The organism is Oscillibacter valericigenes, assembly GCF_021531435.1.
Lineage (GTDB): Bacteria > Bacillota > Clostridia > Oscillospirales > Oscillospiraceae > Oscillibacter > Oscillibacter valericigenes_B.
In genome coordinates this window covers 1-17,940 of the sequence record NZ_JAFBIS010000004.1, presented here as the reverse complement: position 1 = coordinate 17,940, position 17,940 = coordinate 1, and the positions used below count along the sequence as shown (strand labels likewise).

General features: G+C 59.0%; 19 protein-coding genes and 1 other annotated feature. Of the genes, 13 read left to right on the top strand and 6 right to left on the bottom strand.

Features of this window, described 5'->3' with window-relative positions; translation table 11 throughout:
* The first annotated feature begins 3 nt into the window (after positions 1-3).
* From hisS to msrA, 8 genes are all read left to right on the top strand, one after another.
* On the top strand, positions 4-1,362 hold the full coding sequence (gene hisS / locus JQM68_RS03320; RefSeq protein WP_235221495.1) for a histidine--tRNA ligase: 1,359 nt from the start codon (positions 4-6) through the stop codon (positions 1,360-1,362).
* Between the two features lie 37 nt (positions 1,363-1,399).
* Positions 1,400-1,912, top strand: coding sequence for a hypothetical protein (locus JQM68_RS03315; protein WP_235221494.1), 513 nt, complete (start codon positions 1,400-1,402; stop codon positions 1,910-1,912).
* Between the two features lie 55 nt (positions 1,913-1,967).
* A complete protein-coding gene (gene aspS / locus JQM68_RS03310; protein WP_235221493.1) occupies positions 1,968-3,743 on the top strand; it encodes an aspartate--tRNA ligase in 1,776 nt (591 codons plus the stop codon).
* Between the two features lie 97 nt (positions 3,744-3,840).
* Positions 3,841-5,016, top strand: a complete 1,176-nt coding sequence (locus tag JQM68_RS03305; protein WP_235221492.1) for a glycoside hydrolase family 3 N-terminal domain-containing protein — start codon at positions 3,841-3,843, stop codon at positions 5,014-5,016.
* Between the two features lie 64 nt (positions 5,017-5,080).
* On the top strand, positions 5,081-5,968 hold the full coding sequence (locus JQM68_RS03300) for a hypothetical protein (protein WP_235221491.1): 888 nt from the start codon (positions 5,081-5,083) through the stop codon (positions 5,966-5,968).
* Positions 5,969-5,987: 19 nt separating this feature from the next.
* Entirely contained in the window at positions 5,988-7,136 is a 1,149-nt protein-coding gene (locus JQM68_RS03295) for an alanyl-tRNA editing protein (protein ID WP_235221490.1), read from the top strand.
* A gap of 10 nt (positions 7,137-7,146) precedes the next feature.
* On the top strand, positions 7,147-7,422 hold the full coding sequence (locus tag JQM68_RS03290) for a DUF6881 domain-containing protein (protein WP_235221489.1): 276 nt from the start codon (positions 7,147-7,149) through the stop codon (positions 7,420-7,422).
* 1 nt (position 7,423) lies between these two features.
* Entirely contained in the window at positions 7,424-7,996 is a 573-nt protein-coding gene (gene msrA / locus JQM68_RS03285) for a peptide-methionine (S)-S-oxide reductase MsrA (protein ID WP_235221488.1), read from the top strand.
* A gap of 512 nt (positions 7,997-8,508) precedes the next feature.
* Here the strand turns inward: msrA and JQM68_RS03280 are convergent.
* The 6 genes from JQM68_RS03280 to rpmH form a co-directional block, all read right to left on the bottom strand.
* On the bottom strand, positions 8,509-9,927 hold the full coding sequence (locus JQM68_RS03280) for a glycine--tRNA ligase (protein ID WP_235221487.1): 1,419 nt from the start codon (positions 9,925-9,927) through the stop codon (positions 8,509-8,511).
* A gap of 56 nt (positions 9,928-9,983) precedes the next feature.
* Positions 9,984-10,189: a binding site (T-box leader), on the bottom strand.
* 115 nt (positions 10,190-10,304) lie between these two features.
* Positions 10,305-11,105: an RNA-binding cell elongation regulator Jag/EloR gene (gene jag, locus JQM68_RS03275; RefSeq protein WP_235221486.1), complete on the bottom strand. Its 801-nt coding sequence runs from the start codon at positions 11,103-11,105 to the stop codon at positions 10,305-10,307.
* Positions 11,106-11,118: 13 nt separating this feature from the next.
* A complete protein-coding gene (locus JQM68_RS03270) occupies positions 11,119-12,255 on the bottom strand; it encodes a YidC/Oxa1 family membrane protein insertase (protein WP_235221485.1) in 1,137 nt (378 codons plus the stop codon).
* A gap of 27 nt (positions 12,256-12,282) precedes the next feature.
* On the bottom strand, positions 12,283-12,492 hold the full coding sequence (gene yidD / locus JQM68_RS03265; protein WP_235221484.1) for a membrane protein insertion efficiency factor YidD: 210 nt from the start codon (positions 12,490-12,492) through the stop codon (positions 12,283-12,285).
* Entirely contained in the window at positions 12,489-12,833 is a 345-nt protein-coding gene (gene rnpA, locus JQM68_RS03260; RefSeq protein WP_235221483.1) for a ribonuclease P protein component, read from the bottom strand. Before rnpA ends, yidD begins: the two co-directional genes overlap by 4 nt.
* Positions 12,834-12,983: 150 nt before the next feature.
* Positions 12,984-13,124: a 50S ribosomal protein L34 gene (gene rpmH, locus JQM68_RS03255; RefSeq protein ID WP_021751147.1), complete on the bottom strand. Its 141-nt coding sequence runs from the start codon at positions 13,122-13,124 to the stop codon at positions 12,984-12,986.
* Between the two features lie 365 nt (positions 13,125-13,489).
* Between rpmH and dnaA the strand changes: the two genes are divergently transcribed.
* From dnaA to recF, 5 genes are read left to right on the top strand one after another with little or no spacing between them, the layout of a single operon-like run.
* The gene (dnaA, locus tag JQM68_RS03250; protein WP_235221482.1) at positions 13,490-14,803 is read left to right on the top strand and encodes a chromosomal replication initiator protein DnaA; all 1,314 of its coding nucleotides are present in this window, start codon (positions 13,490-13,492) and stop codon (positions 14,801-14,803) included.
* Positions 14,804-14,843: 40 nt separating this feature from the next.
* Positions 14,844-15,005 (top strand): hypothetical protein, encoded by a 162-nt coding sequence (locus JQM68_RS03245; RefSeq protein WP_235221481.1) that lies wholly within the window; start codon positions 14,844-14,846, stop codon positions 15,003-15,005.
* Between the two features lie 46 nt (positions 15,006-15,051).
* Entirely contained in the window at positions 15,052-16,167 is a 1,116-nt protein-coding gene (gene dnaN / locus JQM68_RS03240) for a DNA polymerase III subunit beta (RefSeq protein WP_235221480.1), read from the top strand.
* 1 nt (position 16,168) lies between these two features.
* On the top strand, positions 16,169-16,387 hold the full coding sequence (locus JQM68_RS03235) for an RNA-binding S4 domain-containing protein (RefSeq protein WP_235221479.1): 219 nt from the start codon (positions 16,169-16,171) through the stop codon (positions 16,385-16,387).
* Positions 16,374-17,477, top strand: a complete 1,104-nt coding sequence (recF, locus tag JQM68_RS03230; protein WP_235221478.1) for a DNA replication/repair protein RecF — start codon at positions 16,374-16,376, stop codon at positions 17,475-17,477. Before JQM68_RS03235 ends, recF begins: the two co-directional genes overlap by 14 nt.
* Positions 17,478-17,940: the final 463 nt, after the last annotated feature.

The window sequence follows — 17,940 nt, the reverse complement described above, 5'->3', positions numbered from 1 at the left end:
AGCATGGCTAAAATGACCCCCCGGACGCTGTCCGGCTTTATGGAGCTCCTCCCCGCGCCCCAGCAGCAGATGGAGCGCATCATGGAGGTGCTGCGCCGCACCTACTCCCTGTACGGCTTCACCCCCCTGGACACCCCTGTCATCGAGTCCAGCGACGTGCTGCTGGCAAAGGGCGGCGGCGAGACCGAGAAGCAGATCTACCGCTTCCAGAAGGGCGACGCTGACCTGGCCCTGCGGTTTGACCTGACGGTACCTCTGGCCAAGTACGTGGCCCTGCACTACAACGACCTGACGTTCCCCTTCCGCCGCTACCAGATCGGCAAGGTGTATCGGGGCGAGCGGGCCCAGCGGGGCCGGTTCCGGGAGTTCTACCAGGCGGACATCGACATCATCGGCGACGGCAAGCTCTCCATCACCAACGAGGCGGAGATCCCCGCCATCATTTACAAGACCTTCTCCACGCTGGGATTGAAGCGGTTCCAGATCCGGGTCAACAACCGGAAAATTCTGAACGGTTTCTACGCCATGCTGGGCCTGACGGAGAAATCCGGCGACATCATGCGCACTGTGGACAAGCTGGACAAGATCGGCCCCGAAAAGGTGAAGGCTATCCTCATGGACGAGGAGATCGCCCTCACCGAGGAGCAGGCCAGCGAAATTTTGAAGTTCATCGCCATTACCGGCACCAACGAGGAGGTGCTGGCGGCGCTCGAGGGCTACAAGGGCCGGAGCGACGTGTTTGACACCGGCCTGGAGGAGCTGAACACCGTGGTGAAGTACCTGGCCGCTTTCGGCGTACCCGCCGAAAACTTTGCCGTGGACCTGACCATCGCCCGGGGCCTGGACTACTACACCGGCACCGTCTACGAGACCACCCTGCTTGACCACCCGGAGATCGGCTCCGTCTGCTCCGGCGGCCGCTACGACAACCTGGCGGAATACTACACCGACAAGCAGCTCCCCGGCGTGGGCATCTCCATCGGTCTGACCCGACTGTTCTACGTGCTGGGCGAGCAGGGGATGCTGAATCCCGATCTGCCCACCGCTCCCGCCGACGTGCTGATCCTGCCCATGACCGATGACCTGTCCGCCGCGATTTCCTTTGCAACGTTGCTGCGGGAGAACGGCATCCGGGCACAGATCCACGGCGAGAACAAAAAGTTCAAGCAGAAAATCAGCTATGCCGACAAGCTGGGCATCCCCTACGTCATCTTCCTGGGGGAGGACGAGATCAGCGCCGGCGTGGTGGCCTGCAAGGACATGGCCACCGGCGAGCAGACCAAGCTGGAGCCCGCCGCCACCGTGTACCGCATCAAAGCGGGCTTGGCAGAAAAGGAAAAAGGCACTGTGATTTTGGGATGATGTTCCCTGTCCGTGTTGAGAGTGAAAAGAACCGCGTATGAAAAAGGGCTGGAAATTCGCGATTGCAGCGGCGCTGCTGGCGTTGATCGTCTGGTGCGGCTGGTATAGCCGTCCTGTCAGTATCTTCGACTTGAAGCCGGAGCTGGAACCTGCTGACATCAACATCCATATCCAGCGGTTCGACGACAGTGCGCAGGGATATGAGCGCCGCAGCCTGGATGTGGACGCTGACTCCCCGGAGGGCCAGGCTCTGCTGGAACAGGTGGAATCCATCCGCATCCGCCGCTCTCCCCTGAATCCTCTTCGAAACATCCTGGCATCCTCCTTCACCGGAAGACAAGTGCAGACCGGCCAATATACCTATGGCGTCCATGTCTTCGGCACAGGCGGCGGCTGGGTCTCCTTAGAGTTTTTCCTTGACGAATGGAAATACGACCTGCCGGAGCAGGCGCAATATCTTCCCTGCCGGGTCTCTGACGGGAAAGCCCTTGGTCAGGCCCTGGGGGATGAACTGTGGGAAATAGCACAGCAAATTGAATCCAATCCGTAATATCACTCATTTAATATACAAATCATAATCAAAATACAGAAAGGAACAACCCATTATGATGCAGAATCGCACCCATACCTGCGGGGAGCTGCGCCTTGATGACGCGGGCAAGCAGGTCAAGATCGTGGGCTGGATGGAGAACGTCCGCGTGGTCTCCTCCGCTCTGGCTTTCGTCGTCGTCCGGGACTTCTACGGCACCACCCAGGTCGTGGCCGAGACCGAGGACATGGTGAACACCTTCAAGTCCATCAACAAGGAATCCACTATCTCCGTGGAGGGCACCGTCCGGGAGCGGGACTCCAAGACCACCAAGATGGCCACCGGCGACATCGAGGTCGTCCCCGCCAAGGTAGAAATCCTGGGCCGCTGCCGCTACAACGAGCTGCCCTTCCAGATCAACCGCAGCCGGGAGGCTGACGAGGCCACCCGCCTGAAATACCGCTATCTGGATCTGCGGAACCCCGCCGTCAAGAAGAACATCGTCCTGCGGTGCAACGTGGTGGCCGCCCTGCGGCAGGCCATGACCGAGCACGGTTTCCTGGAGATCACCACCCCCATCCTGACCGCCTCCTCCCCCGAGGGCGCCCGGGACTACCTGGTGCCCGCCCGGAACCACCCCGGCAAGTTCTACGCCCTGCCCCAGGCTCCCCAGCAGTTCAAGCAGCTGCTGATGACCTCCGGCTTCGACCGCTACTTCCAGATCGCCCCCTGCTTCCGGGACGAGGACGCCCGTGCCGACCGCTCCCCCGGCGAGTTCTACCAGCTGGATATGGAGATGGCCTTCGCCTCCCAGGAGGACGTGTTCGCCGTCCTGGAGGACGTGCTGCCTCCCATCTTCGCCAAGTACGGCACCTATGACCGGGCCAGCGGCGCGCCCTTCATGCGCATCCCCTACACCGAGGCCATGGAGAAGTACGGCTCCGACAAGCCCGACCTGCGCATCGACCTGACGGTCACAGACGCAACCGAAGTCCTGGGCGGCTGCGGCTTCGGCCCCTTCGAGGGCAGCACCGTCAAGGCCGTGGTGGTTTCCGACTTCCACGAGACCCGGAAGTTCATCGACAAGACCCTGGCGGATGTGGAGGTCGTCTCCGGCGGCAAGCCCTACTGGTTCCGCCTGGACGAGAACGGCGAGATCGTGGGCGGCATCGCCAAGTTCGTCTCCCCCATCAAGGAGCAGGTGGTCGCCGCTCTGGGCCTGAAGCCCAATGACTTCGTGGCCCTGTCCGCCGGCAAGCTGCCCCAGGCCCAGAAGACCGCAGGCGTCCTTGTCAAGACCCTGGGCGCCGCCGTTCCCGGTCACATGGACAAGGAGCAGTACGCCTTCTGCTGGATCGTGGACTTCCCCATGTATGAGATTGGTGAGGAATCCGGCGAACTGGAGTTCTGCCACAACCCGTTCTCCATGCCCTCCGGCGGCCTGGAGGTCCTGCTGAAGGCCGAGCGGGGCGAGATCGACCCCCTGACCATCACCGCCGACCAGTACGACCTGGTGTGCAACGGTGTGGAGCTCTCCTCCGGCGCCGTGCGGAACCATGACCCCGAAATTATGATCAAGGCCTTTGAGCTGGTCCGCCTGGGCGAAGACGACGTGAAGGCCAAGTTCCCCGCCATGTACAACGCTTTCTGCTATGGCGCACCCCCTCACGCGGGCATCGCCCCTGGCGTGGACCGCATGGTCATGCTGTTGGCCGGAGAGGACTCCATCCGGGAGATCATCCCCTTCCCCATGAACAAAAACGCCCAGGACGTGATGATGAGCGCCCCCAGCGAAGTCACCCAGAAGCAGCTGGACGAGCTGCACATCGCCCTGGTCAAGCCGGAGGAATAACAGTAAACTCACCGAAAAGAGCACGGGATTTCCCGTGCTCTTTCTTTTTTCTTTCCTTTATGGTACACTATCCATATCAAGCTCCGGGAGGTGCCTTATGCGACGACTGCTGGCAGCAATGCTGACTCTCTTGGTCCTGTTCTCTCTTGCCGCCTGCGGTGCGCCTCCTACCCCGGAGGAACCCGTTCCCCCGGTTCAGGAAGAACTTCCCGCCGTGGAACCTCCTCCCCCCGCCACGGAGCCGGAGCCGCCCGCTGACCCGGTGGAGGAATTGCTGACCTCTATGACCCTGGAGGAAAAAGTGGGGCAGCTCTTTTTCGTCCGCTGCCCGGCGGAAAACGCCGCGGAGGATGTCAGCGCCTACCACCTGGGCGGCTACATCCTCTTTGGCCGGGACACCAAGGACAAAACTGCTGACGCGCTGATCCAGACGATACAAAGCTATCAGGACGCCGCCGCTGTCCCCCTGCTCATCGGCGTGGACGAGGAGGGCGGCACCGTGGTGCGGGTCAGCTCCAATCCCCATCTGAGGGCTTCCAAATTCCAGTCTCCCCAAAAGCTGTTTGCCGGCGGCGGCATGGAGGCAGTCACGGCGGACGCCCGCGAGAAAGACATCCTGCTGGACGCCCTGGGCTTCAATGTCAACCTGGCCCCGGTGGCGGATGTCTCCACCGACCCCGGCGATTTTATCTATAACCGCGCCTTCGGCCGGGACGCGGCTGCCACGGCGGACTATGTATCCGCTGTGACCGCCCAAATGGCGGCCGACGGCATGGGAAGTGTGTTAAAACACTTCCCCGGCTATGGGAACAATGCGGACACCCATACCGGCATCGCCATGGATGACCGGCCCTATGAAGATTTTGTCAACGGCGATTTTCTGCCCTTCCTGGCGGGCATGGAGGCCGGAGGCAGCACCACCGCCGTGCTGGTCTTCCACAATATCGTGGAGTGTATGGACGCGGAGTTGCCCGCGTCCCTCTCCCCCAATGTCCACCGCATCCTCCGGGAGGAGTTGGACTTTGACGGCGTGGTGATGACCGACGACCTGGCCATGGACGCGGTGGCGGCCTATGCGGAGGACGGCGCCGTGGCGGTGATGGCCCTGGAGGCGGGGAACGACCTCGTTCTCACCACCGATTACCGGACGCAGATCCCCAAAGTCAAGGAGGCTGTGGAAAACGGCGAATTGGACGAATCCGTCATCGACACCGCCTGCCGCCGGGTGCTGCAGTGGAAGCAGGCTTTGGGGCTGCTGGAAGCAGTCATTTAAACTACGAATCGTATAATTGATTGCTTAATTTACAAATAGTTGTCATTTTTGGAAAGGCTCGCCTATGAAACGTTCATTCCGCTCCCTGCTCTTTTTTGCGTTGGCTGCGTCATTTCTGACGGTCACCGCCTTCGCGGACATGGGACCCAAGGACCAGCTTGCGGTCAAGGTGGTAAACGCCCCGGAGGAACCGTACTATCTGGATATTCTGGCGGAGGGAAACTACGAGGACAGCGAAGACCTTTTTGACGGCCTGGAGTGGAGCTATTCCGGCGGGGAGGCCGCCGCTCTGGACCAGGACCTGCTGGAAGCTCTGCGGGCGGCGGTGCCGGAGGGATGGCACGCCTGCACAGCGGAGGGGTCCACCGGCGCTCCCATGTGGGGTGACCTGTACCCGAATGCGGACGGCGTCCACATCTTCGGCTACCACGGCGTGCCGGACACCTATCGCATCCTGATGGTCACGAAATCCGGCCAGGTATTTCTCTCCGGGGTCTGCACCCGCACGGTCCTGCAATCCTCTGCCACCGTGGACTGGGCGGCAAAAACCGTCACCATACCGCCTACCTGGGTGGGCTACGTGCTGCAATTCCTGGCCACCTTTGTGCCTACGATCCTGGTGGAAGGTATTTTGCTGCTTCTGTTTGGCTACGGAACGCAGAGGCGGAACTGGCTGCGGTTCTTAACCGTCAATCTCCTCACTCAGGGGACGCTGGCCCTGGCGATGGCTTACAGCGCCATGCAGCACGGCGTCACCGGCTGGTCCCTCCTGCCCTTCATCCTTATGGAAATTCTCATCACCATTGGGGAGGCGGCGCTGTACAGCCACCTGCTGACCGGACACTCCCGCGGCCGGGCTGTCCTCTACGGACTGGCGGCCAATCTCTGCTCCGCGCTGCTGGGCTTGCACCTGGCGGAGCCGGTATGGAAATTTGTCGTCTCCATCTCTTAAAGGAAAGGAAGTTTTCCACATGGAAACAGAAAAGCTCTACTACGTTGATCAATTTATTCAGGAATTCCCTGCAACCGTTCTGTCCTGTGAAGCAGGGAAAAACGGCTATCAGGTGGTGCTGGACTGCACCGCTTTCTATCCCGAGGGCGGCGGACAGCCCGCCGACCATGGCACCCTGGGCAGCGTGCATGTCACCGACGTCCATGAAAAAGACGGCGTGATTTTCCACACCTGTGACGGCCCTGTGGAAATTGGGCAGATGGTGAACGGGCGCATTGACTGGGCCCGGCGGTTCGACCACATGCAGCAGCACTCCGGCGAACACATCATCTCCGGCATCCTCTGCGCCGACTATCACTGCGACAATGTGGGCTTCCACCTGGGCGCCGAGACTGTCACCATCGACTACAACGCCGACATCTCCTGGGAGCAGGCTCTGGACGCCGAACGGAAGGCCAACGAGGTCATCTGGGCCGACCAAGAGGTGGAGATCGCGTATCCCGATTCCGAGGAGTTGGCCTTCATCGACTACCGCAGCAAAAAGGAGTTGACGGGACAGGTGCGCATCGTCACCTTCCCGGAGGCGGACTGCTGCGCCTGCTGCGGCACCCATGTGGCCCGGGCGGGACAGGTGGGTCTGATCAAAGTCCTGTCCTGCCAGAAGTTTCGGGAGGGCGTCCGGCTGGAGATCATATGCGGCAAGCGGGCACTGGATTACCTGGGCCGGACCTATGACCAGGCCAAGGCCATCGGCCAGCAGCTCTCCGTCAAGCCCCAGGACACCCTGGCAGCAGTGGAGCGGCTGGAGGCGGAGCTGTCCGCGGCCAAGGTGCGGATGGCCCATTTGGAGGAGACCGCGTTTGAGGCCATCGCCAGGGAGAATGAGGGCCGGGGCGATGTGCTGTTGTTCCAGCCCGCCATGAAAGGCGACAGCGTACGGAAGCTGGCGGACGCCGTGGCAAAGCGCGCCGGCGGTCTGGCGGCGGTGTTCGCCGGGGAGGACGGACAGTACGCCTACGCTCTGGTACAGGCGGATGGACAGGACATCTCTCCGCTGGTAAAGGATCTGAACAAGGCCCTGAATGGCCGGGGCGGCGGTCGGAACGGCTTCGCCCAGGGCAGCGTACAGGCGGAGGAAACCGTGATCCGGGAGTTTTTCAGCAAGTGAGGACGCAGATATGCAGTATTACATGATCGAATGGGACCATGCGGAAGAGGACGAGCCCTGGCGCCTGTATCTGGAATTGGACAGCCGGGGCTGTCCCCGACGGAAAGTGGAGGTCTACCGTGTCGGATTGTATCAGCCCTACGACGACCTGGACGAACCGCCCACGGACCCCCGGCAGCTGGCTGGCGGCGACGGGGATGTCACCGATTTGAACCGGATGCAGTTCGACGACATCTGGGAACAGAGCCGTCAGATGCCCGATGGGTTCATGGGGATGTTTTTCTGAGATGGAGAAACGAATTTATCTGGCCGGGGGCTGCTTCTGGGGCATGGAGCGGCTGTACCGGGCCCTTCCGGGCATAAAGAATGTAACAGCCGGATACGCCAACGGCGTTTCCCCGGAAAAGGCCAATTACGAGGCGGTATGCTCCGGCATCACCGGTTTTCGGGAAACGGTACGGGTATCATATGACCCGGAGCAGGTTTCCCTGGAACACCTGCTGTTCGCTCTTTTCGCGGTGATCGACCCGGAGACGCCCAACCGGCAGGGGCCGGACGTCGGCAGCCAGTACCAGACCGGCGTCTACTGGGTGGACGGGGTGGACGAAGATACCGTCCGCCGGGTTGCGTCCCTGGAAGCGGCGGCGGTCCCGTATTTTGCCGTGGAGCTGAAACCGCTGGAAAACTTTTATCCCGCCGAGGAATACCACCAGCGGTATCTGGAAAAGAACCCACGGGGATACTGCCATATCTCCCCCGTCCGCATGGAGACGCTGGCCCGGTTTCCTTTTCACAAGCTGGACTATTGCCGTCCCGCCAAGGAGCTGCTGCGGGCGTTTCTGGATACCCAGGCTCAATGACAGCAAAAAGAATCCCCTGGCTGATCGGCCAGGGGATTCTTTTTCAACAGGTCGGCAGGAAAACGGGCGGGTGAATACACCCGCCCGTTTGATGATATTTTCTCAGTAGGCCAGCTTTTCCGCCAGATAAGCTTTCAGCTGGGAAATGGGCAGGCGCACCTGCTTCCCCATCAACCGAGGTTGATGGGGACCCCATGATTCGATTTCTGTCCGGGCGAAGTGAATTCGCCCGGACGTAAGGATTTGCCATCGGCAAATCGCTTACACGCCGCTACGCGGCGGTCCATGGAGCAGGACTGGCCTAAACTTAATAGGCCAGCTTTTCCGCCAGATAAGCTTTCAGCTGGGAAATGGGCAGACGCACCTGCTTCCCCATCAACCGAGGTTGATGGGGACCCCATGATTCGATTTCTGTCCGGGCGAAGTGAATTCGCCCGGACGTAAGGATTTGCCATCGGCAAATCGCTTACACGCCGCTACGCGGCGGTCCATGGAGCAGGACTGGCCTAAACTTAATAGGCCAGCTTTTCCGCCAGATAAGCTTTCAGCTGGGAAATGGGCAGACGCACCTGCTCCATGGTGTCGCGGTCACGGACGGTGACGCAGTTGTCGCCCTCCTTGGTGTCATCGCCAACGGTGTCAAAGTCCACGGTGACGCAGAAAGGCGTGCCGATCTCGTCCTCCCGGCGGTAACGCTTGCCGATGGAGCCGGTCTCGTCGAAGTCCACCATCCACTCCTTGGAGAGTTCCTGCTTGATCTCCAGCGCCTTGTCGCTGAGCTTCTTGCTCAGGGGCAGGACGGCCACCTTGAAGGGCGCCAGGGCGGGATGCAGGTGCAGCACCACGCGGACGTCGTCCTTGCCGTTCTTGTCCTGGCCCACGACCTCCTCGTCGTAAGCCTCACACAGGAAGGCCAGAGCGACGCGGTCGCAGCCCAGAGAGGGCTCGATAACATAAGGCACATAGTGCTCGTTCTTCTCCTGGTCGAAGTAGGTCAGGTCCTTGCCGGAGGCCTCCTGATGGCGGCTCAGGTCGTAGTCGGTACGGTCGGCGATGCCCCACAGCTCGCCCCAGTCGGTGAACGGGAAGGCATACTCGATGTCGGTGGTGGCGCGGGAATAGAAGGCCAGCTCCGCGGGCTCATGGTCACGCAGGCGCAGGTTCTCCTCCTTGATGCCCAAATCCTTCAGCCAGTTCACGCAGTACTCTTTCCAGTAGGCGAACCACTCCAGGTCGGTGCCGGGCTTGCAGAAGAACTCGCACTCCATCTGCTCGAACTCACGGGTGCGGAAGGTGAAGTTGCCCGGGGTGATCTCGTTGCGGAAGGCCTTACCCACCTGGCAGACGCCGAAGGGCAGCTTGCGGCGGGTGGTGCGCTGGATGTTGGCGAAGTTCACGAAGATGCCCTGGGCGGTCTCGGGGCGCAGGTAGCAGGTGGAGGAGGAGTCCTCAGTGACGCCGATGGCGGTCTTGAACATCAGGTTGAACTTCCGGATGGGGGTAAAGTCATGCTTGCCGCAGACGGGGCAGATCACGTCCTCATGTTCCGCGATGAAAGCGTCCATCTCGTCGAAGCTCATGGCGTCCACGTTGACCTCGGGGTGCTCCTGGCCGATGAGCTTGTCCGCACGGTGGCGGGCCTTGCAAGCCTTGCAGTCCAGCAGGGGGTCGGAGAAGCTGGCGACGTGGCCGGTGGTGACCCAGGTCTGGGGGTTCATAATGATGGCGGCGTCCAGGCCGACGTTGTAGGGATTCTCCTGGACGAACTTCTTCAGCCAGGCCTTCTTCACGTTGTTCTTGAACTCCACGCCCAGGGGACCGTAGTCCCAGCTGTTGGCCAGGCCGCCGTAAATTTCGGAGCCGGCGTAGATAAAGCCGCGGTTTTTGCAGAGGTTGACGATCATGTCCAGGGTCTTTTCGCTGTTTTTCATATCCATTCTCCTTTTGATGGGCCCAGAACGATAAAAACGCCCTGAGCCGGTTTTCGGCTCAGGGCGAACTAAAAAGTCCGTGGTTCCACCTGAATTCGTATCTGGCTGATACGCACTCTGTCCCGGTAACGGCGGGGACCGGCGAAGCATTTCCGCTTCGCGGCTCAAAGGCGCCTTCTCCCCTTTTCCGCAGGGACTTACACCGACCGTCCCCTCTCTGGTGCGGAATTTCCGGGATACTGTTCCTTTTCACAGCCTTTTTGATGTCGAAAGTCACTGTACCATGTTTCCTCCAGGATGTCAAGGGCGGGTTTTATTCGGGCTGGATTTCAAAAGATAATCAGACCGCCCGGAAAATCCGGGCGGTCCTTCTGAATTCACTTCTTGTCGCGGTCGTAGGCAACGATGACGCGGCGGTTGGGGTCTACGCCGGTGGAATAGGTGGTAACGCCGGGCACATCCTGCAGGGCGGTGTGGATCACATGGCGCTCATAGGCGTTCATGGGCTCCAGCGTCACGCTGCGGCGGTACTTGACCACCTTGGCGGCCACCTTTCTGGCCAGGTGCTGGAGGCTCTGCTCCCGCTTTTCCCGGTAACCCTCAGCGTCCAGCTGGATGCGGACACGTCCGCCGGTACGGTTGACGGAGTAGCTGGTGAGCTGCTGGATGGCGTCCAGGGTCTCGCCCCGGCGTCCGATCAGGGCGCCCAGGTTCTGGCCCTCCAGAATGACCTTATAGCGGCCCTTCTCAGGCTGGTAGACCTTGATCACAGCCTCGCTCTCCATCTGGGCCAGCAGGCCGGTCAGGAATTTGCGGATGGCCTGGGCCTTTTCGTCGTCCACTTCCTCGCCCAGATCCTGAACGGGAGCGGCTTTGGGTGCTTTCTCCACCTTTTCGGGCTTTTCAGGCTTAGGTTTCCGCTCGGGTCTCTTTTCCGGGGCGGGCTTTTTGGGCTGTTCCGGTTTCTTTTCGGGGGCAGCAGGGATCACCACAGGCTCCTCTTCCTCGCCGTAGCTCACCCGCACTTTGGCAGGGCAGCTGCCCAGGCCCAGGAAGCCGGATTTGGCGCGCTCCAAAATCTCAACGGACACATCATCTCGGTCCAGGCCCAGCTGCTCCAACGCTTTGCTGATGGCCTCGTCCTCGGTTTTGCCCGTTACATCAATATACTGTCTCATTGCGGTTCCTCACTTAATCGTCATAACGGTCCGCTTTGTAAGAGCGGCCCCGGGCATACGGGCGGTCACCCACACGGCCGGCCTCGGTCGTGCTTCTTCCGGCCTTGGCCGCCTTAGCAGCCTTGGCCGCCTGGGCAGCCTTTTGCTTCTGCTTCAGTGTCTGCTTCTGGGCGGCCTGCTTCTTCTGCTCTTCCTGAAGGCGCTTTGCCTCCTCCTGCCGGCGCTGGCGGTCAGCCTGGCGGGCTTCATAGCGGGCGTTCTCCTCTTCCTCCAGCTTCTTGTTGAAGAACTTGGTCATAATGACTTCCTGGATCAGGGAGAACACGCTCTGGGCGATCCAGTAAATGCCCAGGGCGGCGGGCATGATGAAGGCAATGTAAACGGACATGAGGGGCATCATATACATCATGCCCTTCATGGAAGCGCCGTTGGCGCCCTGCTGGGGCTGAGTTCTCATGGTGTAAATGCTCATGAGGAGCTGGAAGCCGCCGGCCAGAATGGGGATCAGGATCAGGCCGATGACAGCCCAGCTGAAAGAAAAGCTGCCGAAAACGCTGGTGGGCGTGGCAGCCAGGTCCAGGCCGATAAAGCTGAAATCCAGATGGATCCACTTATCCAGCCCGTCCACGACTTCAGGCGCCTGGGAAGTGATGGCCTTGACCAGGTTGATCTGACCGTAGGCGGTGAACTGCGTGACGCCGTCCTTGACGGTGGCGATGTTGGTGATATCCACACCGGCGGCGGCAGCCTTTTCCACCAGGCCCGCGGCGGTATCCTTGGAGATCATCATCAAATGGGTGATGGGCTGGCGCATGATGGAATACAGGGCCAGCAGGATGGGCAGGGGCAGGAAGCTCCACAGGCAGCCGCTCATGGGGCTGACGCCCTCCTCGGCATAGAGCTTCTGCATCTCTTCGCCCATCTTGGCCTGATTGTTGGCGTACTTTTTCTGGATCTCCTGGATCTTGCCGTTCATCCGGTTCATGCGCATCATGCTCTTCTTGGATTTCACCTGGAAGGGCAGCATGATGAGTTTTACCACCAGGGTAAAGAGGATGATAGCTAAGCCGTAAGAGCCGGTCAGCGTATAAAACAGCCGGACCAGCCAGGCGAAGGGGATACAAATAATGTATCCAATGCTTGAAAACATAGGCGTTTCCTCCAAGTTGTAATGGGGTCAGGGGACCGGGTCGTATCCACCCTTGTGAAACGGATTGCAGCGCAGAATACGCTTGAAGGCCAGCCAGCCGCCCTTCAGGGCGCCGTATTTTTCAATGGCCTCCAGCGCGTACTGGGAACAGGTGGGGATATAGTTGCAGCAGCGGGGCGTATAGGGAGAAATGACTTTCCGGTAGAACTTGATCAACCAGATGAGAACGTGCTTCACGGCTTGTCCTCCAGCAGGTCCAGCTTCCGGCAGAGGCGCAGGAAGGTGTCGTTCAGTTCCTTCCAGGGTGCTGTCACCGTCCGGCCCCGGGCCACCAGAATGATGTCCCAACCGGTGCGGAGCTTCCCGGCGTTCAGGCGGTAGACCTCCCGCATGCGGCGTCTCGCCCGGTTGCGGACCACGGCGTGGCCCAGCTTTACCGAGGAAGTCAGCCCAAGCCGGTTATGGCCCAGCTTGTTCTTCCGGCAGTAGACCACCATGGAGCCTCCCGCCGCCGACGCGCCTCTCTGATACAGCCGGCGAAACTCATAATTCTTTTTTAACGTGACCGCTGGCTTCATACGCTTCCCTCTGTTCCGCTGTTTTACGGAGACAAGACAGACTTTCCTTCCAAAAAGATTCAGGAAACTTTTCTAGGGACGGAGGAATCTCACAATTCCCGCCGTCCCTGAAGGCGTCTGTTCAAGTGTCTCCCCGCGTTTCCGTTTCGCTTAGTAGGACAGACGGGCACGGCCCTTGGCGCGGCGGCGGGCCAGGACCTTGCGGCCGTTGGCGGTAGCCATTCTCTTGCGGAAGCCGTGGACCTTCTGGCCGTGCAGCTTCTTGGGCTGATAGGTACGTTTCGTTGCCATGTTGAGACACCTCCTGTCAGTTTTCCGGTCATGTTGCCATGACACTTACTCGACACCGTTCCGGGGGAACGGCGCAGTAAACATTGTATCGGCGCCTTGCGACGCATGGAATAGTATAGCATACAAGTACAAAAGGTGTCAATAAAAACTTGAAATCTTCAAAAAAAGGGCCTTTTTCATCGTTCTGCCTGTGTAATTTTCAAAATATGGTATCAAAATAAAAGAAATCCCCCTATATCTTGTTCCTCGTTTCTTCCATTACTTTTCAGAACTTATATTAGAATATGTATTGCACCTTCCCCGTTTTTTTGCTATAATGTATGTGTATAGTTTTGTTCATTTTTTACAGAGAGAGGTGTTTTCTTTTGAATTCCGTCGCTGACGTGTGGGACAATGTCCTGCAACAGCTGAAGAAAGACCTTTCGGAGACCACCATCGCCACCTGGTTCGACGAACTGGAGGCCGTGGACATCCGGGGCAATACGTTTATCCTGCACTGCGCCAACGACTTTAAGAAGGGATACATCGAATCACTGTTCCTGAAAAACATCAAAGCCGTCCTCCACGACATCTTCTCCACGGATTTTGAGGTGGAGATTTTGGACGACCTCTCCTTTGAGGAATTTCGGGGCAATGTCAAGAAGCCGAACGACCGCTTTACATCCGATGAATTCACCTTTGAAACGTTCGTGGTGGGCCCGTCCAACAAGCTTGCCTACGCCGCATCCCAGGCAGTGGCCAACCACCCTGCTCAGAACTACAACCCCCTGCTCATTTACGGCGACTCCGGCCTGGGAAAGACCCACCTGATCTACGCCATCGCCAATGTCATCCGGAAAAACGACCCCCACGCGAAAATCGCTTACGTCAAGGGCGATGACCTGACGAACGAGCTGGTGGACGCCATCCGGGAGGGCAAAACCGCCGAAATGCGGGAAAAATACCGCCAGGCCGACCTGCTGCTGGTGGATGACGTGCAGTTCATCGCCGGCAAGAAGCAGACCCAGGAGGAATTTTTCCATACCTTCAACAACCTGTACGAATCCGGCCGCCAGATCGTGCTAACCTCCGACCGTCCCCCCTCTGAGATGACGCTGCTGGACGACCGCCTGCGGACCCGGTTCGAATGGGGCCTGCTGGTGGATGTGGCGCCGCCGGATTTTGAGACCCGCGTGGCCATCGTCAAAAACAAAGCCGCCCTCCTCGGCATGGAACTGCCGGACAAGGTGGTCTTTACCATCGCGGAAAAGGTCACCGCCAACGTCCGCCAACTGGAGGGCACCATCAATAAGATCCTGGCCTACAAAGACCTGCTTGGCAACGACGCCGACGAGGAGACCGTGGAACGGGCCATGCAGGACATCCTGAAGCGCAGCAGCGAGTACATCCCCACCCCGGAATCCATTCTGGACTGCATCAGCAAATACTACGGGCTGGATGAAGCGGTCATCCGGGGGCAGCAGCGCATCCGGGATGCCGTGGCCGCCCGCCAGATCGCCATGTACCTCATCCGCAGCATGACGAATCTCAGCCTGGACGACATCGGCAAGGTCTTTGACAACCGGGACCACTCCACGGTCCTCTACTCCATCAAGCAGGTGGAAAAGCAGATGAAGAAGGACCCCTCCTTTGCCGAACGGGTCAAGGAGATCAAGACCAACATCAACTCCAAACGCTGATGTTTTTCCACAAACAGCCGTGGAAAAGGAAAACTTTCCTGTGGAAAAACATCCCTTCGACATGGCTGTGGAAAAAACATCCGAAATCAGACAAATTCCTGTGGATGGCAAAATCCTTGGAAAATCTGGGGTTTCAGGAGTTTTACACATTCTTTTTCCCTATGACTACTTTTTTCTAAACAAATTTTTCTTTTCTTTTTGAAAAGCGTTTTCTACTCACACCCTATATAGAGAGGATGCGTAACGTTATGATGAAATTCAGCTGCGAAAAAGTCCTTTTGCAGAGTGCCATCGCCGTGGCCAGCCGTGCCGTGGCGCAGAAGAGCTCCATCCCCGCGCTGGAAGGCCTGCTGCTCCACGTGGACCGGGAGCTGACCGTTTCCGGCTACGATATGAAGACCGGCATCCGCACCCGGGTCTCCGCCGACATCACGGAGGGCGGCGATATTGTTTTAAACGCCCGGCTGTTCGGCGACATCATCCGCCGGATGCCGGACGATGTGGTGACCTTCACCGCCGACGACCGGCAGATGGTGCACCTTTCCTGCGGCGACGCGGATTTTGATATTCTGGGCCTCTCCGCCGCAGATTACCCCGACCTGCCGGAAGTGGAGGACGAGTATGCCGTCTCCATTCAGCAGAAGGTGCTGCGGACCATGATCGAGGAAGTGGCCTTTGCCGTGTCCACCAACGAGAGCCGCCCCGTCCACACCGGCGCCCTGTTCGAGATCACCGACGCGGGCTTGACCATGGTGGCAGTGGACGGCTTCCGGCTGGCTGTCCGGCGGGAGCCTCTGGAAAAAATCGAAGGCGGCGCCTTCTCCTTTGTGGCGCCCGGCGCGGCTTTGAATGAAGTGAAGGGAATCTGCGGCGACACGGAAGACCTGGCGACTGTGACGCTGGGCAAACGCCACATTCTGTTTGAAGTCGGCAGCACGGAGCTGATCTGCCGCCGTCTGGAGGGTGAGTTCCTGGATTACAAGAACGCCATTCCCCGGAAAAACCCCATCACCGTCATCGCCGATACCAAGGCCCTTATCAACAGCATCGACCGTGTGTCCGTGGTGATCTCCGAGAAACTGAAGAGCCCGGTGCGGTGCGTGTTTGACCACGACAAGGTCTACCTCTCCGCCAAGACCGGCAACGGCGAGGCCAAGGACGTCTGCCGGCTGGCCGGTGACGGCAACGGGCTGGAGATTGGCTTCAATAACCGCTATCTGATGGAGGCGCTGCGGTACGCCCCGGCGGATACGGTGAAAATCGAGTTGAACACCGGGGTCTCCCCCGCCATCATCGTGCCCACGGAGGGCGAGGAAAATTTCCTGTATATGGTACTTCCTGTCAGATTGAAGAGTGCGGAATAAGATGAAGAAGATCGTTATTACAACAGAATTTATCAAGCTGCAGGACCTTTTGAAATTTGCCAATCTGGTAGAGTCCGGCGGCGAGGCCAAGGAGCGTATCCAGGGCGGTGAAGTCCAGGTAAACGGCGAGGTCTGCACCATGCGGGGCAAGAAGATCCGTCCCGGCGATGTGGTTTTCTTCGACGGTCAGGAACTGACGGCAGCGTATGCGGATCGATAGGCTGGAGCTGGACGCTTTTCGGAATTACGGCAGGCAGGCTGTGGAGTTTGACGCCCGGTGCAATGTCATTTTCGGAGAAAATGCCCAGGGTAAGACGAACCTGTTGGAGGCGCTGATCTACCTCTCCTGCGGAAGGTCGCCGCGAGCCAGGACGGACCGGGAGATGATCCGGTTCGACGCGCCCGCCGCTTCCCTCTGCGCCCAGGTATTCGCCCGGGAGCGGGATTTCAGGGTGCGGGCGGAGCTGTTCCGGGACCGGCGGCGGAAGATGTCCGTCAACCAGGTGCCCGCTAAAAACAGCGCGGCGCTGAGCGAGGTCTACAATACCGTGTTTTTCTGCCCGGATGACCTGTTTTTGATCCGGGAGGGCGCCGCCGCCCGGCGGAAATTCATGGATAACGCCCTGTGTCAGCTCCGTCCCCGGTATGCCGCCGCGCTGACGGAATACAACCGGACGTATGAGCACAAGACCCGCATCCTGCGGGATTCGGAGGAGCGACCCGACCTGCTGGCGACGCTGCCGGATTTCAATGAGCGTCTGGTGCGCTTTGGCGCGGTGCTCATCCATTACCGCCAGCAGTTTGCAGCCAGGCTGAATGAGTACGCGGCCATCCACCACCTGGAGTGCTCCGGCGGAAAAGAGAAGCTGGAAATACAATACCAAACGGTGTCCTCCGTCACAGACCCGGCGGTGGATGTGGCTGTTTTGACGGAGCAGCTCCGGGCGCATATGGAATCCCATCAGACGGCGGAACGGGCTTCCCGGCTGTGTCTGTCCGGGCCACACAAGGATGACCTCTTGGTCACCATCGACGGACGGGAGGCCAAGCAGTATGCCTCCCAGGGCCAGACCCGGACGGCGGCGCTGGCGCTGAAGCTGGCGGAACGGGAGATCTACAAAAACGCCACCGGAGAATATCCGGTGCTGCTGCTGGACGATGTTTTGAGCGAACTGGACCCGAAACGGCAGGAATTTGTGCTGAACCGCATCGCCGGCGGACAAGTATTCATCACCTGCTGTGAGGATGACCGCCTGCCGCAAATGCTGGGCGGCAGGGTGTTCCATGTGGAACACGGCGCCATCCGCTGAGGAATAGAAAGGAGACTGCAATATGGAATCCATTCAATATCTGTAACTGTTCAGCAGGGGTAAAAATTTGAATCGTCAAAACGTAGAAAATGAGAGCACGGGTGCAGTCAGCAGGACACACACCGCAGAGTCAAATCACCCCTATGTGGATAGAACCTGGAGTCTTTCCACAACAGCTTACAAATTGAAGAGATAGTCTCCGAAATTCAAGTTGAAAACCAGCTTTTGTGGAAATCCCGCATGATTCCTCACTATCTTTTCCATCGTCATTTTGTCATACAGTAAAGCTCTTCGAATTTGCTAAAAATCCCGATTTTTGCTAAAATTATCGTTAGATAAAGCACTCGGGAGGTGAGCTGAATGACGGAATTGGAAAAGAAACAGAGCGAACAAATTGAGCAGCTCACCCGCATCATATCAAACCTTACACAGACAATAGATGACCTTAAAAGGATGATCGCAG